This is a genomic window from Nocardioidaceae bacterium, from assembly GCA_018672315.1.
Taxonomy (GTDB): Bacteria; Actinomycetota; Actinomycetes; order Propionibacteriales; family Nocardioidaceae; genus TYQ2.
In genome coordinates this window covers 2248350-2263691 of sequence record CP076053.1, presented here as the reverse complement: position 1 = coordinate 2263691, position 15342 = coordinate 2248350, and the positions used below count along the sequence as shown (strand labels likewise).

General features: G+C 73.2%; 15 protein-coding genes. 6 read left to right on the top strand and 9 right to left on the bottom strand.

What is annotated here, in order from left to right:
• Positions 1-3: 3 nt before the first annotated feature.
• Entirely contained in the window at positions 4-2079 is a 2076-nt protein-coding gene (locus KLP28_10875) for a helicase-associated domain-containing protein (protein QWC84110.1), read from the top strand.
• A gap of 37 nt (positions 2080-2116) precedes the next feature.
• On the opposite strand, the gene KLP28_10870 is transcribed toward KLP28_10875, so the two are convergent.
• Positions 2117-2752: a MerR family transcriptional regulator gene (locus tag KLP28_10870; protein QWC84109.1), complete on the bottom strand. Its 636-nt coding sequence runs from the start codon at positions 2750-2752 to the stop codon at positions 2117-2119.
• Between the two features lie 60 nt (positions 2753-2812).
• Between KLP28_10870 and KLP28_10865 the strand changes: the two genes are divergently transcribed.
• Positions 2813-3376, top strand: coding sequence for a DUF4188 domain-containing protein (locus KLP28_10865; protein ID QWC84108.1), 564 nt, complete (start codon positions 2813-2815; stop codon positions 3374-3376).
• Positions 3377-3407: 31 nt separating this feature from the next.
• Here the strand turns inward: KLP28_10865 and KLP28_10860 are convergent, their stop codons facing one another.
• Both KLP28_10860 and KLP28_10855 read right to left on the bottom strand, forming a co-directional pair.
• Positions 3408-3797: a type II toxin-antitoxin system VapC family toxin gene (locus KLP28_10860; GenBank protein ID QWC84107.1), complete on the bottom strand. Its 390-nt coding sequence runs from the start codon at positions 3795-3797 to the stop codon at positions 3408-3410.
• Positions 3794-4057 (bottom strand): type II toxin-antitoxin system VapB family antitoxin, encoded by a 264-nt coding sequence (locus KLP28_10855; GenBank protein QWC84106.1) that lies wholly within the window; start codon positions 4055-4057, stop codon positions 3794-3796. The genes KLP28_10860 and KLP28_10855 overlap by 4 nt, the downstream gene beginning before the upstream one ends.
• Positions 4058-4146: 89 nt before the next feature.
• Between KLP28_10855 and KLP28_10850 the strand changes: the two genes are divergently transcribed.
• Both KLP28_10850 and KLP28_10845 read left to right on the top strand, forming a co-directional pair.
• Entirely contained in the window at positions 4147-5781 is a 1635-nt protein-coding gene (locus KLP28_10850) for a DEAD/DEAH box helicase (GenBank protein QWC84105.1), read from the top strand.
• Between the two features lie 55 nt (positions 5782-5836).
• Entirely contained in the window at positions 5837-6586 is a 750-nt protein-coding gene (locus tag KLP28_10845) for a hypothetical protein (protein ID QWC84104.1), read from the top strand.
• 53 nt (positions 6587-6639) lie between these two features.
• Here KLP28_10845 and KLP28_10840 read toward each other — a convergent pair whose 3' ends face one another.
• Positions 6640-8685 carry an MMPL family transporter gene (locus tag KLP28_10840; GenBank protein ID QWC84103.1) on the bottom strand — a complete coding sequence of 682 codons (2046 nt, stop codon included), beginning with the start codon at positions 8683-8685 and terminating at the stop codon, positions 6640-6642.
• A gap of 67 nt (positions 8686-8752) precedes the next feature.
• Between KLP28_10840 and KLP28_10835 the strand changes: the two genes are divergently transcribed.
• Positions 8753-9682 carry a DUF2236 domain-containing protein gene (locus KLP28_10835; GenBank protein ID QWC84102.1) on the top strand — a complete coding sequence of 310 codons (930 nt, stop codon included), beginning with the start codon at positions 8753-8755 and terminating at the stop codon, positions 9680-9682.
• Position 9683: 1 nt separating this feature from the next.
• Here the strand turns inward: KLP28_10835 and KLP28_10830 are convergent, their stop codons facing one another.
• The 3 genes from KLP28_10830 to KLP28_10820 all read right to left on the bottom strand — a co-directional run bounded on the left by KLP28_10830 (position 9684) and on the right by KLP28_10820 (position 13171).
• A complete protein-coding gene (locus tag KLP28_10830) occupies positions 9684-11354 on the bottom strand; it encodes an alpha/beta hydrolase (GenBank protein ID QWC84101.1) in 1671 nt (556 codons plus the stop codon).
• Positions 11355-11509: 155 nt separating this feature from the next.
• Positions 11510-12295, bottom strand: a complete 786-nt coding sequence (locus KLP28_10825) for a glycerophosphodiester phosphodiesterase (GenBank protein ID QWC84100.1) — start codon at positions 12293-12295, stop codon at positions 11510-11512.
• A 114-nt stretch (positions 12296-12409) separates the two neighbouring features.
• Positions 12410-13171 carry a copper homeostasis protein CutC gene (locus KLP28_10820; protein ID QWC84099.1) on the bottom strand — a complete coding sequence of 254 codons (762 nt, stop codon included), beginning with the start codon at positions 13169-13171 and terminating at the stop codon, positions 12410-12412.
• Between KLP28_10820 and KLP28_10815 the strand changes: the two genes are divergently transcribed.
• On the top strand, positions 13164-13571 hold the full coding sequence (locus KLP28_10815) for a hypothetical protein (GenBank protein ID QWC84098.1): 408 nt from the start codon (positions 13164-13166) through the stop codon (positions 13569-13571). The two genes, KLP28_10820 and KLP28_10815, sit on opposite strands and share 8 nt — an antisense overlap.
• Before the next feature lie 87 nt (positions 13572-13658).
• Here KLP28_10815 and KLP28_10810 read toward each other — a convergent pair whose 3' ends face one another.
• Positions 13659-14513 carry an SRPBCC family protein gene (locus KLP28_10810; protein QWC84097.1) on the bottom strand — a complete coding sequence of 285 codons (855 nt, stop codon included), beginning with the start codon at positions 14511-14513 and terminating at the stop codon, positions 13659-13661.
• A gap of 49 nt (positions 14514-14562) precedes the next feature.
• Positions 14563-15339, bottom strand: coding sequence for an SRPBCC family protein (locus tag KLP28_10805; protein QWC84096.1), 777 nt, complete (start codon positions 15337-15339; stop codon positions 14563-14565).
• Positions 15340-15342: the final 3 nt, after the last annotated feature.

Genomic DNA, 15342 nt, shown 5'->3' with positions numbered 1-15342 from the left:
CGGATGTCCTCCCACGCGCCGCGAACCCTCGCCGAGCAGCTGCGCGCCTGGCCCGAAGAGCGGGTGGCGCGCCTGCTGGAGCTGCGCCCGGACCTGGCCCAGCCGGCCCCCCAGGACTCCGCGCAGCTCGCTGCCCGGGTCGGGACGCGCAGCTCGGTGGTGCGGGCGGTCGACCGTCTGACACTGCTCGAGCTGGCCGTGCTCGACGCGGTGGTGCTGCACGAGGGCCGCGTGTCGCTGCCGCGACTCCTGCAGGTCGTGCACGCCTCCGAGGAGGCCGTGGCGGACGCGACGGCCCGGCTCCGCGACGCGGCCCTGCTCTGGGGCACCGAGCAGGACCTGCGGGCGCTGAGCACCCTGCGCGACGTCGTGGGCACCGCGCTGTCGGGACTCGGCGAGAGACTGGGCCAGCTGCCCCGTGGGGCCGACGTCGACGACGTGCTCGCCGAGCGCGGGGGTCGCACGACCACGAGGCCCGTCGACGAGCCACCCGAGCTGGTCACGGCGTCCCGCACGGCTCGGATCGTCGACCAGGCGGGCGCCGGCGCCGCCGCCGAGATCGTGCGTCTGGTCGCTGACCTGCTCGAGTCCTGGGGCAGCCCGACGCCCGGGCCGCCCGGGGTGCTGCGGTCGGGCGGGCTGTCGGTACGCGACCACCGCGCCACCGCCCGTGCGCTGGGTCTGGAGGAGGACCTTGCAGCCCTGGTGGTGGAGACGGCCGCAGCAGCGGGGCTGCTCGCCGAGGGCACGGACGGCGACGGCGACCCGGCGTGGCTGCCCACCGACGCGTACGACGGCTGGCGTCGACTCGACGTCGCCGAGGCGTGGGGGCGCCTCGCGGCGGCGTGGCTCGGCTCCCCCCGGCTGCGTGGCGCGGTCGGGCGCGACCGCAAGCCGCACCACGTGCTGGCGCCGGGCTCGGAGCGGGCGTGGCTCGTCGACGTGCGCCGTGAGGTGCTCGAGGAGGTCATGACGCTGGGCCCCACCGAGGGGCTCGACGGCGAGGCGGGTGAGCAGTCGCTGCTCGAGCGCGTGCGGTGGCGGCGACCTCGGCGCCCGCCGGGGCGTACGCAGGCCGTCGCCGTCACCTGGACCGACCTCGCCGCGTACGGGGTGGTCGGGCTCGGGGCTCCCACGTCGTTCGGCCGCACCCTGGTCGACGAGGGACCCGAGGCCGCCGCGCACGTGCTGGCGCCCCTGCTGCCCGAGCCGGTCGACCACGTGCTGCTGCAGGCCGATCTCACCGCCGTCGCGCCGGGCCCCCTCGAGCACGACCTCGCCGACGCGATCGCGGCAGTGGCGGACGTGGAGTCGCGCGGTGCGGCCACCACCTACCGCTTCACCGCGTCCTCCGTGCGCCGGGCGATGGACGTCGGGTGGGCGGCTGCCGACGTGCACGAGCTGCTGCGGACGCGGTCCCGCACCCCGGTGCCCCAGGCCCTGACCTATCTGGTCGACGACGTGGCCCGTCGTTTCGGGACGCTGCGTGTCGGGGTCGCCGCGGCCTTCCTTCGCTCCGACGACGAGGCCGCCCTCGCCGCGCTGGTGAACGATCCGCGCGCGTCGTCGTGGGGTCTGCGTCTGCTCGCGCCGACGGTGGTCGTGAGCGACACGACGGTGCCGGTGCTGCTGCCGCGCCTGCGGGAGCTGGGCCTGGCGCCGGTCGTCGAGTCCCCCGACGGCACCGTGCGGCTCGCGCGCCCCGACGCCCTGCGGGCGCGTACGCCGCGACCCCGCCGACCGGCCGAGGTCCGCACCCGGCCCGGGGACCCCGCATCGCTCGCGGTTGCAGCGACGCGGGCGTTGCGGGCAGGGGACGCCGCGGCCGCGTCCCGTCCTGCCGATGCGACGGGCACACGACTGACCCCGACCGAGGTGGTCACCGCGCTGCGCGAGGCCACCGAGGCCGCGTCGACGGTGTGGATCCAGTACGTCGACGCCGACGGGCGCACGCGTGAGCTGGTCATCGAACCGCGTCGCGTGGGCGACGGGATCGTCTCGGCACTGGACCACCGCAGCGACCGGATGCGCGACTTCTCGCTGCACCGCATCAGCGCCGTCCGATCGGTCGAGGCCTGAGCGTCACCTGCAGCTGTCGCCCCACCAAGCCGCCGAGTCAGGGACGGCCCCAACGTCGCCCGGCGTGGTGCGCCTCCGCGACCCGGCGCATGACCTCCAGCAGGCGCCCGTAGACCACCTGCCCGACCACCATCTGGGCGAGCAGGTCGGCCGGGTCGTCGGCGTCGAGGGTGGCGACGTCCTCGGCGCCGACCCGGTCCGCGGTCCTCGCGTAGCGCAGCACCTGCTCGCGCACCTCCCCCGGCCCCGCCGAGGCCGTGGCCAGGACGGCGCTCAGCGACTCGCGCAGGGCGAGCCCGAGGCGGGAGTCGGGCGCGACCTGCCACCCCTGGGCCTGCAGCACCTCCTCGCACAGTCCGGCGGCCGCGTCGTCGGCCCGCGCGCCGGGCGGGAGGAGTGCTTCGGCGCCCGCCCCGAGCATCGCCAGCGTGTCCCCGCCCGCGTCCAGCACCTCGACGAGGGCACGGAGCCGCTCGACCGGCACGCCCCCGACCTCGCGCAGCACGCGGAGCAGCCGGAGACGGCGTAGGTGGTGCTCGTCGTAGTCGGCGCGGGTCGCGCTGCGCAACCGACCGGCGGGCAGCAGGCCCTCACGCAGGTAGTACTTCACGGTCGTCGGGGACACCTCGGCCGCGCGGGCGAGCTCGGCCAGTCCGTACGTGCTTGACGCCATGTTCGGATACTGCCACTCTCTTATTGGAGAGTGTGGCTATCCACCGCGTCAGGAGTCGTCATGAGCAGCACAGTCACCCGTCGATACCGACCGGCAGTCGACCGTGTCCCCGCAGGCGTCGTCGCCGGCATGAACCGCGCATGCCTGCCTGCCGCCGAGCAGGACGGGGTGCTCTTCATGACCGGCATGCGCATTCACCGGCTGCGCCGCGTACGCCACTGGGCCCCGGTGCTGCGCGCCATGACGCGCATGCTCACCAGTCAGGCGAAGGACCCCGACTCCGGCGTGCTCGACACCCGCACCTGGGTCTCGGGTCGCGTGCTCATGGTGATGCAGCACTGGCGCTCCGCCGAGGAGCTCGGGGCCTTCGCCTCCGATCCCGACCACCCGCACGCAGCCGCCATGCGCGACTTCAACCGACGAGTCGCCGGCTCCGGCGACGTGGGCATCTGGCACGAGACGTACGCGGTCTCGGGCGAGGCGACCGAGGCGCTCTACGGCAACATGCCGACCTTCGGTCTCGCGAAGGCGTACGGCAGCGTCGACCTGGGCGCAGCGGCCGGCGCGGTGACCGCGCGGGTGCACGGGTCGGCGGGCGATCGCACCCTGGGTCAGGACGCCTGACCCCACCGGGACGTGCGGCGGGCACGCGGCGTCAGCGACCGGCGCGGACGACGTCGGTGTGATCGAAGTCCTCGCCCACGTACAGCAGCGGCTCACCTGCGGTCACCGACAACGCGTACGCGAAGCAGTCACCGAGGTTGAGTCGTGCCGGAGACCCGGTGCCACGCCCGAAGCGCCGGTAGGCGGCCCGCGCGACGCGTGCCTGACGTGCGTCGACCGGCACCTGGGCGATCTCGAGGGCATCGACGAGGTCGTCAAGCCGTTGGCCGTGGTCCGTCGATCGATGGTCGGCGACGATCCCGACCTCGAGCCACGTGGCCGTCGACATGGAGCAGTCGTGACGCGAGGCGGCCTGCAGGCAGGCCTCGCCCTCCGGCTCCCCCAACAGGATCGCCATCAGCGCGGAGGAGTCGACGATCACCGCGGGAGACCACTGTCGTCGTAGAGGTCCTCGACGCGCACGATGGCGGGCTCGCCCATCGGAGGGCGGGCGTACGCCGCTGCGATGCGGTGCGCCGCATCGATCTTGCGCTGGGCGCTCGCCTCGTCGGGGTCGGCGCCGTGCTGACGGAGCAGCAGCTCGAGCGCCTCCTCGATCACGGCCGTCTGGTTCGTACCGCGCAGGCGTGCCGCCTGGCGCGCGAGCTCGTGAACGCGAGGGTTCTTGATGTTCAGGCTCACGGGCATGAGTCTACCCTCATCACCTCCACCCTTCTACCCGATCCGCTCCTGCCCACCGACCTGCATGGCGGCGAGCCTAGGCTTGGCCGGTGAGCAACGGCCCCCTGATCGTGCAGTCCGACAAGACCCTCCTGCTGGAGGTCGACCACGCCGACGCCGCCGAGGCGCGCAAGGCGATCGCACCGTTCGCGGAGCTGGAGCGCTCCCCCGAGCACGTGCACACCTACCGCATCACCCCGCTGGCGCTGTGGAACGCACGCGCCGCCGGTCACGACGCCGAGCAGGTCGTCTCCGCGCTCATCGACCACTCGCGCTACCCGGTCCCCCACGCGCTGCTGGTCGACATCGCCGAGACGATGGACCGCTACGGACGCCTCACGCTCGACAAGCACCCGGTGCACGGCCTGGTGCTCTCGAGCACGGACGCACCCGTCTTCGCCGAGGTGCTGCGCGCCAAGAAGGTCGCCGGCATGCTGGGCGCCCGCGTGGACGAGCACACCGTCGCCGTGCACCCCTCCGAGCGGGGCAACCTCAAGCAGGCGCTGCTCAAGCTCGGATGGCCCGCCGAGGACTGGGCCGGCTACGTCGACGGGGAGGCCCACGCCATCGACCTCGCGACCGACGGCTGGGACCTGCGCCCCTACCAGGCCGAGGCCGCCCAGTCGTTCTGGGACGGAGGCTCCGGTGTCGTCGTGCTGCCCTGCGGCGCCGGCAAGACGATCGTGGGCGCCGCCGCGATGGCCCATGCCAAGGCCACGACGCTGATCATGGTCACCAACACCGTGTCGGCCAGGCAGTGGAAGGACGAGCTCGTACGCCGCACCTCCCTCACCGAGGACGAGATCGGCGAGTACTCCGGCACCCGCAAGGAGATCAAGCCGGTCACCATCGCGACCTACCAGGTGATGACGACGCGGCGGAAGGGTGCGTACACCCACCTCGAGCTCTTCGACGCCCGCGACTGGGGCCTGGTCGTCTACGACGAGGTGCACCTGCTGCCCGCCCCCATCTTCCGGATGACCGCCGACCTGCAGGCGCGGCGACGGCTCGGGCTCACCGCGACGCTGGTGCGCGAGGACGGCCGCGAGGGTGACGTCTTCAGCCTGATCGGTCCCAAGCGCTACGACGCACCCTGGAAGGACATCGAGTCCCAGGGCTACATCGCGCCCGCCGACTGCGTCGAGGTGCGGGTGACGCTGCCGGACTCCGAGCGCCTCGTGTACGCCACGGCCGAGCCCGAGGAGAAGTACCGCCTCGCCTCCACCACCCGGTCCAAGACGCGGCTCGCCCAGAAGCTGGTCGAGAAGCACAAGGGCGAGCCGACGCTGGTGATCGGGCAGTACATCGACCAGCTCGACGAGCTCGGCGAGGCCTTGGGAGCACCGGTGATCAAGGGCGAGACCACCGTGCCGATGCGCGAGAAGCTCTTCGAGCAGTTCCGCACCGGCGAGCTCGACCTGCTCGTGGTCAGCAAGGTCGCGAACTTCTCCGTCGACCTGCCCGGCGCGACGGTGGCGATCCAGGTCTCCGGCTCGTTCGGGTCACGCCAGGAGGAGGCCCAGCGGCTCGGACGGCTGCTCCGACCGAAGGACGACGGGCACTCCGCGCGCTTTTACACCCTGGTCAGCCGGGACACGATCGACGCGGAGTTCGCCGCCAACCGGCAGCGGTTCCTCGCCGAGCAGGGGTACGCGTACGAGATCGTCGACGCCGACGACATCTGAGGGATGACTCATGACAGGCCGCCGCAGAGCAGCACTGGCAGTTGCACTGTGCCTCGTGACTCTCACCGGCTCGTGCGCCGCGTCGGCCGAGGACATCCGCGGCAGGGTCGACGATCTGCCCGGTGTCGTCGAGGTGCGGGTACCGAAGAACGGCGGCGAAGCCGACATCCCGTTCTCTCGACCGGCGCACCGCGCGAAGATCGTCATGGTCAACGACGCCACCGCCGAGCAGATTCTCGCCGTATTCGAAGCACTCGGTGACGATGTCGACGACGACGACCTCACCGGCATCGAGCTGGGCTTCCTCGATGACGACTCCGCCACGCTGACCACCGGTGCCAGCACGCGCGCGACCCAGCGCATGGCCGAGGAACTCGTCGAGGCGCGCGACGACCCTGATGTCGTCGCGTACGCCCGGACGGCGGCTCCTGTTCTGCGCGAGGTCTATGTCGAACTCGACGATCCTGGATTGGAACCGGCGCTCGCCGCGGCAGACAGCTACCTCGGTCGCCCCGACATCACCAGCGTCACGGTCGTTGCCGGGGGATTCCTGCTCATCCGAGATCGGGTGAATGGACGGCCTGCCCTCGCCGCGGCACGGGAGCGGTTGGCGCTCGCGGTCGACCGCGAGATCGGCCTCACGGGTGCTGCCGTCACGGGCCGAGGCACGTTGAAGCTGTGCGCGACCCTGGAGGACGTCGCTTCCGTGAAGGGGTACCTCGAGCAGCGACCCGGCGTGGGTGACACCGAGCCGGTCGGAGTCGTCGCTGCGACCGCGAAGGCCTGCGGCGACATCTACCTCTGACCCACTCCGCCTGTGGGGCATCTGGTCGTCGTTGGGTCGGGAGCGGATGCCACCTAAGCCGTCGGACGGGCGTCTCCGATGTCGGCGAACGTGCGGGGCCACCAAAACTTCTCCCCCAGCGCCACCGCGAGCGCGGGCACGACGAGCGTCCGCACCACCAAGGCGTCCAGCAGCACGCCCAGACAGATCACCGTGCCGAGCTGGGCCAGCACCACCAGCGGCAGCACGCCGAGCACCGCGAAGACCGCCGCGAGCAGGATGCCCGCCGAGGTGATGACGCCACCGGTGGCGCCGAGCGCGCGGATCATGCCGCGGCGTACGCCATGGGCCGGAGTCTCCTCCGCGGCCCGGGTCACGAGGAAGATCGAGTAGTCGACGCCCAGCGCCACGAGGAAGAGGAACCCGAGGAGCGGCACCCCCGCGTCGAGCCGCTCGAAGCCGAAGACGCCGGTGAAGACGAACCAGGCCCCACCGAGCGCCGCGAGGTAGGTGCCGACGACGGCGGTCACCAGCAGCAGCGGCGTCACGAGGCTGCGCAGCAGCAGCACCAGCGCACCCGCGACCAGGACGAGGACGAGCGGCACGATGAGCAGACGGTCCCGCGAGGCGGCGTCGGCGGCGTCGACCGCCTCGGCCTCGCTGCCACCGACGACGGTGCCCGACACGTCCGCGAGGGCGTCGCGGACCGCGCGTACGTCCTCCCGCGCCTCCTGGCTGCCCGGGGGCGACGCCAGCACGACGTCGAGCTGCTCCACTCCACCGCCCAACGGTCCGACGGACTCCACGCCACGGACGGCGTCGGACCCGGCCAACGACGACTGCGCCGCCACGGCGTCCCGCGTGAGCACCGTGGTGGGCGAGGACGACACGTCCGGGTAGGAGGCCGCGAGCCGGCCCGCGGCGACGATCGCCTCGGGGGTGTCGAGGAACTGGTCGGACTCGGACAGACCCGTCCGCACCTGGGTCAGTCCGCCGGCCAGCACGCCGAGGCCGAGCACCGCGACGACGAGCACCGCCACCGGCCGGGCCGAGACCAGGCCGCCGATGCGGCTCCAGATCGATCGGCTCTCCACGAGCGTCGTCTGCCCGACCCTCGGCACCAGGGGCCAGAAGACCCAACGGCCGGGCACGACGAGCACGAAGGGCAGCACGACCAGCACGGCGAAGACCGCGACGACGATGCCGACCGCCGAGGCGACGCCGAGCGCACGGGTGGCCGGCACGACCGAGAGCACCAGCGTGAGGACACCGACGACCACCGTGGTGGCCGAGGCGAGCACCGCCTCGGCCGTACGCCGCCAGGCGGCCCGCATCGCGACGGCCCGCTCCTCGTGCTGCTTGAGCTCGTCGCGGTAGCGCGAGATGAGCAGCAGGGCGTAGTTGGTGCCGGCGCCGAAGACGAGCACGGACAGGATGCCGATGGTCGACTCGTCCCACGGCGTGCCGACCGCCCGCATCACCCGGGTCGCGGCGGCCGCGGCCGCCTGGTCACCGAGGCCCACCACCGCCAGGGGCAGGATCCAGAGGATCGGGCTGCGGTAGGTCACGAGCAGCAGCAGCGCCACGATGCCGGCGGTGGCCGCGAGCAGCCGGAAGTCCGCGCCGTCGAAGACCGCGGCCAGGTCGGCCTGAATCGCGGCCGGGCCGGTGAGCTGCACGCGTACGCCGTCGGGGGCGGCCCCCCGCAGGTCGGCGCGCAGCGTCTCCACCTGCTCGGCGACCTCCGTGGCCGACTGACCGTCGACCGGCACCACCCCGAGCGCGGCGGTGCCGTCCTCGCTCGGCTGCAGGGGGACCTGCGACCCGATCGCGGAGGCGTACGCCTGCTGGAGCCCACCCAGCTCAGGCCCGATCGACGCGTCGGAGTCGGCCGCACCCGCGGTGAAGAGCACCATCGCGACCGAGGCCTCGTCGGCGGCGTAGCGCTGCTGCAGCTCCACGACCCGGGTGCTGTCGTAGCCCGCCGGCAGGTTGTCGGTCGGCGAGGCGTCACGCTCGGCCTGACCGAGGCCGAGCACGGCCCCGAGCAGCACGAGGCCCAGCAGGGCGACCGCCCATGCACGCCGGGGCTCCAGGGCTCGCGAAAGCGTTGACGTCATGGACCCACTCTTCCGTGCCCGACCGGAGGTGCGCATGCGGGTTGGCGACCCCGGGGACTGTTGCCCCATGACCTCCACGCTCGACACCCTCGCCTCCCGGGGCCGCGACGCGCTCGGGGGCGTACGTGACCGGCTCGGCGCCGAGCTCTTCCACCGGGTCGCCGGCGACGAGGGCCCGCAGCGTCGCGACCGGATCCACTCCCGACCGGGCCCGCGGTGGTTCGACGAGGACGCCGCGATCCGGCAGGTGCACGCCGACGCCTCGATGTTCATCGGCGGCATCCGGGCGCTGCTGCTGCAGACCCTGCACCCGGCGGCGATGCAGGGCGTGGCCGACCACTCCGGCTACCGCGGCGACATGTGGGGACGCCTCGCCCGCACGTCCACCTACCTCGCGACCACCACCTTCGGTGCCGCCGACGACGCGCAGGCCTCGGTGGACATGGTGCGCAGCATCCACACCAGGGTCGTGGGCACCATGCCCGACGGCACCCCGTACGCCGCGAGCGACCCCCACCTGCTGATGTGGGTGCACATCGCGGAGATCGACAGCTTCCTACTGGCCCACCAGACCTACGGCGCGGAACCCCTCGACCAGGCCGGCCGCGACGAGTACGTACGCCAGACCGGTGAGGTCGCCGCCCGCCTCGGTGTCATCGACCCGCCGCAGACCGAGGCCGAGCTGCGCGAGCAGCTCGCGCGCTACCGCTCCGAGCTCCGCGGCACCCCGGCCGCCCGGGACGCCGTCTCGTTCCTGCTGTGGCACCCCGACCTGCCGATCGCCGCACGCCCGCCGTACCTCGTGCTGTGCGCCGCCGCGATCGCGCTGATGCCCGCGTGGACGCGGTGGCCCCTACGGCTGCCGTTGTTCCCCGTCACCGAGCGCACCGTCGTACGCGCCCTCGGATCCGTCGCCACCGGCACCATCCGGTGGGCCATGACGCCGCCGGAGATCGCAGCGAGCGGTGCCGACGCGGCCGCACGCCACCCGGCCTGACTCAGCCGCGGCCGGGGATGGCCGCCCGGTCGAGCAGGAACTCGACCTGCTGGCGACGGGTGAGCTCGATCTCCTCACGACCAGACCCGGCGCTGCCCGCGCGGGCCCGCGCCCCCGCCGGGGCCTCGCGGAAGAACGTGGGCCCGAAGAAGAAGTCCAACGTCGGCCGCTGCACCCGGCACGTCTTGTCGAACATGCCGTCCGCCAGGCGTGGGGGCACCACACCGCGGCGCAGGTAGCGGGCCACCGTCTCGTCCACGCAACGGTTGCCCTGGAGGCTGAAGCCGTGGTCGCGCCCGCCGACGCCGGCGACCAGCGAGGCGGTCGGGAAGCGCTCGCGGGTCGCTCGCGACCAGGCGAACGGCGTGGGCGCGTCGCCGGTGGTCCCGGCCAGCAGCACGGGCACGTCCAGGGTGGAGCCGTCGACCTCCACCGGCGGCTCCGCGGCGACGGGCCACGTGCGGCAGGGCAGGTTCGCCCACGTGCTGCCCCAGGTGGACAGCGGCGCGACCTCCGCATTGGCCATGGCGTCGTCGGTCCAGGTGCGCAGCTCGGTCGGGAACAGCGCGTCGGTGCAGAAGGTGCCGAGGTAGGAGGCGTACGCGTTGTCCGACCGGGGCCCGGGCCGCGGTGTGAACCACCTGAGGCGGCCGACGCGGCCACGGTCGTCCAGCCGGGCCAGCGCCGAGGCGACCAGCGGCCAGAGCTGCGTCGTGTACGCGGTCACCTGGACCGCGTCGACGAACTCGGCCGCGCCGATCCCCTTGACCGGGCGACGGTCCAGGCGCTCACGCAGGCGCAGGTAGGTGCGTTCGACGGCGCGACGGCCCTTGCCCAGGCCGAAGGCCCGGTCATAGCGGCCGGCGAAGGCGAAGAACGCCTGCAGCGACCGGTCGAAGGCCCGGCTCTGCTCCAGGCTCGCGTCGTACCAGACCTTGTCGGCGTCGACGTTGGCATCGAGCACGAGCCGTGAGACCCGGTCGGGGTGCTGCGTGGCGTACACCTGACCGAGGTAGCTGCCGTAGGAGTAGCCGTAGAAGCCCACCTGCTCCTTGCCCAGCGCGACGCGGAGCAGGTCGAGGTCGGCGACGACGTCCTCGGTGCGCAGGTGCTCGAGCAGACCGCTCGCGGGGGCGTCGCCGCAGGCCTGCGCGTACCCCTGCGCCCGGGCGATCCACCGCGCCGCCTCACCGTCGAGGCTCGGCTCGTACGACGGGCGCGGCGCCTCGCTGTAGGACGGGTCGCAGCGGAGCCGGGGCACCGAGCCGCTGACACCGCGGGGATCCATGCCGATCCAGTCCCACTCGCTGCCCGCCCGGAAGGGCACGGACGTGCCGATGATCGGCAGGGACAGGCCCGACCCGCCCGGGCCGCCGGGGTTGGTGAGCATGACGCCCTTGTAGCGCGACGGCGCCGAGGTGTGCTCGAGACGCGACACGGCGAGCTCGATCGTGCGACCGGTGGGGTCGTCGTGGTCGAGGGGCACGACGAGGAAGCCGCACTCGATGCCGATGAAGGAGAGGAACTCGTCGGTGCACCGACCCCAGTCGATCGGGGGCGGGGTGTACGCCGCCTGCTGCACGACCGGCTGTGCCGGCACCACGGGCGCGGCGGTCGCGGGGGTGCCCGCGAGGCCGGCGACGCCGAGCGCCAGGGAGAGCCCGACTGCCACTCGGGAGAGTGCGCGCGGACGACGGACGGACGACGACATGGACACCGGCTTCTCCCGTGACGAGGCCCCGGCAGTTCGGGACAGCGGGATCTTCACACACCGCGCGACGACACGACGCCGCTTCACCCCGGGACGCGCGGGCGGAGTCCGAGTCGTTACGCGAGCGCCTCGTGCAACCGTGCCGGGTGGTCGGTGATGACTCCGTCGACCCCGAGGCCGCAGACCCGGCGCATCGCCGAACGGCGGTCCACGGTCCACGGCGTGCACCGCATCCCGGCCGCGTGCACGGCGTCGACGTAGCGCCGGTCCAGACGACGGTGGTGGGGGTTGACCTGCTGCAACCAGGTGCCGAGCTCGGCCAGGCGTCGGGCGTGCGGGCGACCGAGCAGCCCGAGCTCGAGCCAGGGCGCCTGCCGACGCAGCTCCCGCAGGCTCGGCTCGTGGAAGCTCTGCACCAGCAGGGGGATGCGGCCGCGCACGCGCTCGAGCTCGGCGACGAGCTGGTCGACGACGCCGGGGTAGAGCTCGGGACGCTTCAGCTCCAGCTGGAGGCCGGTGCGCGCGGCGACGAGCAGGTGCAGGGCGTCGGTCAGCCGCGGGACGCGCTCACCGGCGAAGGCGGGCGAGAACCAGGACCCGGCGTCGAGGCGGGCGATGTCGTCGTACGCGGTGCTGCCGAGCAACAGCTCACGTCCCTCACCGAAGCGCGAGCGGGCATCGGTGGTGCGCTCCAGCCGCGGGTCGTGCAGCAGCACGAGCACCCCGTCGGCGGTGCGTTGCACATCGACCTCGACCAGGTCGGCGCCGTCGGCCACCGCGGCCGCCAGGGCGGCGAGGGTGTTCTCGGGGGCTCTCGCCGAGGCGCCGCGGTGGGCGATCACACGCACGGTGCGCGGCGGGCGCAGATCGGAGCCGGGGTGGAGGACCAGCGGGGTGCTCACAGGAAAATGGTGCGCTGCCCGGGTGTCCGCGCGGTGTACGGCGGGTGGCGTGTCGCGGACCGTTGTGCGAAGGCCGACGGCTTCGGCGCCGGGCGGACTCGGCGCCGGGCGACCTCAGCGTCGGGCCGCCTCGACCTCCGCGTCGAGCAGCAGCCGCCACGACCGCACCAGGGCGGCGTCGGCGTACGCCTTGTCCCACGAGCCGCTCGGCCTCACCTGGGTCGAGACCCGCACCTGTCGTACGCCGGCCCGCACCAGCCACGGCACCTGGTCGGGGGTGAGGCCTCCCGAGGCGAGGACGAGCCGAGCGATCTCGGGGTCCGCCGCGGCGCGGGCCACGAGGGCGTCGAGCCCGTGCTCGAGGCCGCGCACGGACCCGGCCGTCCGCACCGCGTCCACGCCGGGGAGGGTCCGCACCGTCCGCCACGAGCGGCGGGCGTCGAGACCTTGGTCGATGGCCCGGCTGAAGGTCCACCGCACCCCGGGGAGCCGCTCCAGCACCGCGGCGCAGACCTCGGTGTCGATCTCCAGGTCGCGGTCGAGGAAACCCATCACCAGGCCCTCGGCGCCGCTGTCCAGGAAGTCGGTGGCGAGGCCCACCAGGCGCGTCAGCTCACCGCCGGTGGTGGAGAAGCCGTCGTTGAGGCGCAGCACGACGCGTACGGGCAGGTCCGTCGCCGCACACGTCGACTGGACCAGCTGCGGGGTCGGCGACAGACCTCCCTCGGGGCCCGGGGTCGCCAGCACCAGCCGGTCGGCACCGCCTTCCTGCACGCCTGCGACGTCCTGGGGGCCTGCGATGCCGACCTCGAGCAGCGCACCGCGCGACACCTCTGGTGCCCCTGGCGCTTGCGACGGCGTGCTCACAATGGTCATCGTGACATCGGAGGACCCGCTGCTCGCCGCACGCGCGCTCGTGTTGCGCGACCTCACGGCGACCCGCTGTGCCGGCCCGCACGAGGTGTCCGTCCTGGAGGACGCCGTGAGCCAGCGCCGCTGGTGGGTCGAGCAGTGGCCCGAGGGAGGCGCCTACGCCGCAGGTCTGGTCGCCCAGGACGTGCAGGACGCGCTGCTCGAGCACGCCGGCCGCTGGCCCCTGTGCCCCTGGTGCGTCGAGCCGGACGGCGGCCCCGCGACGCACGCGCTGTACGTCGACCCGGACCTCGGCGGCCCCGACCCGGTCTGGGTGTGCGAGGCGAGCGCGACGGCCGTGGCGCCCGTCGGTGGCCTCGCCGACCTGGAGCACGGTCACCGCCTCGGCGGCTACGAGGGCTGACGTGGAGCGCCGGGCCCGCCCTCCCCGAGAGGAGGTGCGAGCCCGGCGGCCTGAGGGAGGGCGCGGGTGCGGCCCGCGCGGTGGGGTTCAGCGGTTGCGACGCCTGCGGACGAAGCCGAGCACCAGCAGCGCCGCACCCACCGACGTGGCGATCAGCGTCGAGTTGTCCTTGGCCAGCGACGGCATGACGGTCGTGGTCAGGTCGGTCGCGCGGCCCTGGGTGTCGGTCTCGGTGATGGACTTGAGGTGACCACCGGACTTGTTCGGGTCGACGGGCTCGGTCTTCTCGGTGTACGCCGCGACCTCCTCGGCCGACGGGGCCTTCGAGCCGACCGCGCCGTCGAGGTGGTCGAGATCGGCCCCGCGCTCCTTCATCTCCTCGCCGATCGGGTTCGCGCTCGCCGAGAGCGGCTGGTCCTTGTCGCCCCCGGACCGCATCGCCGCGAGCGCTGCCGAGGACGGTCCGAGCCCGTTGACCTCGTCGCTGCCCTGGGAGGGGTCCTCGACCAGACGCTGGTCGAGGGTGGTGCCGAACTCCTCGACCAGGGTCGCCAGCACGTCGCGGACGACCTGCTCGCCCACCTGGTCGGCCTTGCCGGAGACGGTCAGGTCGGTCAGACCCTCCACCTTCGTGCCCGAGGGATCCTCGCTCAGCGTCACCGTCACGTCGGCCCTCGCGGAACCGTGGCCGTCCTTGTCCTCACCCTGGAGCGTGAGGCTGACGGTGCGGGACGCGTCGTCGCGCTCGGTGATGGAGCCGTCGCCGCGGTACACCAGCGACAGGGGCCCCAGCTTGATCGTCATGATCCCGTCGAAGTCGTCACCGTCCATGCTGGTGACGGTGGCGCCGGGGAAGCACTGGGCGATCTCCTTGAAGTCGCCGAAGGCCGTCCAGGTCGCGTCGGGGCTGGTGTGCACGGTGAAGTCGTGGGTCATCTCCATGAGGGGGCACTACCCAGTTTCACGACACTCGTGCACTCATCTCCCGCGCTCAGGCGCGGCGCCTGCGACGCAGCAGCACCAGGAGCACCACGACCACCGCGGCGTACGGGCCGTAGCGCCTGGCCATGGCCGGCAGCACCGCCGCGCCGAGGTCGATCGCCTCACCCGAGGTGTCCACGTCGGTGATCGGGCGCAGGTGCCCACCGGATCGGTTGGCGTCCTTGGGGGCCGGGCGCGGCTCGGCCGCGCCCGACGCCTCGTCGCCGATCGGGTCGGCCGAGGCCGAGAGCGGCTGGTCCGTGTCGCCGCCTGCCCGGTTGGCCGCGATCGCCGCGCCCGAGGGACCGAGCCCGTTGGTCTCCTCCGCCCCCTCGGCCGGGTCCTCGACGAGCCGCTGCTCGAGGCAGGAGACGAACTGTCCGAGGAGCTTGTCGGAGACGTCCTGGATCATGCCGCGACCGAACTGCGCCGGCTTGCCGGTGATCTTGAGGTCGGTGCTCACCGAGACCGCCGTACGCCCCCCGTCGGCCTCCGTCATGGTCAGGACGACGTCCGCCCCGGCCGTGCCGTTGCCGCGTTTGTCCTTGCCGTTCGCGGTCAGCTTCATGGTGCGGCTGGCCTCGTCGCGCTCGGTGAAGCGGCCCTCGCCGGTGTAGACGAGGGACACGGGACCGAGCTTGACCTTGACGATCCCCTCGAAGGTCTCCTCGTCCGCGTTGCTCACGGTCGCACCGGGGAAGCACTGGGCGACCTCCTTGATGTCGCCGAAGGCCTCCCACGTCGCCGTCGGGCTCGTCGGGACGGTGAACTCGTGCTTGAGGTCCACGGC

What these genes read in the sequence shown, in the direction of transcription:
- KLP28_10870 (QWC84109.1), bottom strand. Translation starts at nt 2,752, where the DNA reads ATGGCGTCAAGCACGTACGGACTGGCCGAGCTCGCCCGCGCGGCCGAG.
- KLP28_10865 (QWC84108.1), top strand. Translation starts at nt 2,813, where the DNA reads ATGAGCAGCACAGTCACCCGTCGATACCGACCGGCAGTCGACCGTGTC.
- KLP28_10835 (QWC84102.1), top strand. Translation starts at nt 8,753, where the DNA reads ATGACCTCCACGCTCGACACCCTCGCCTCCCGGGGCCGCGACGCGCTC.
- KLP28_10840 (QWC84103.1), bottom strand. Translation starts at nt 8,685, where the DNA reads ATGACGTCAACGCTTTCGCGAGCCCTGGAGCCCCGGCGTGCATGGGCG.
- KLP28_10815 (QWC84098.1), top strand. Translation starts at nt 13,164, where the DNA reads ATGGTCATCGTGACATCGGAGGACCCGCTGCTCGCCGCACGCGCGCTC.
- KLP28_10810 (QWC84097.1), bottom strand. Translation starts at nt 14,513, where the DNA reads ATGGAGATGACCCACGACTTCACCGTGCACACCAGCCCCGACGCGACC.
- KLP28_10820 (QWC84099.1), bottom strand. Translation starts at nt 13,171, where the DNA reads ATGACCATTGTGAGCACGCCGTCGCAAGCGCCAGGGGCACCAGAGGTG.
- KLP28_10875 (QWC84110.1), top strand. Translation starts at nt 4, where the DNA reads ATGTCCTCCCACGCGCCGCGAACCCTCGCCGAGCAGCTGCGCGCCTGG.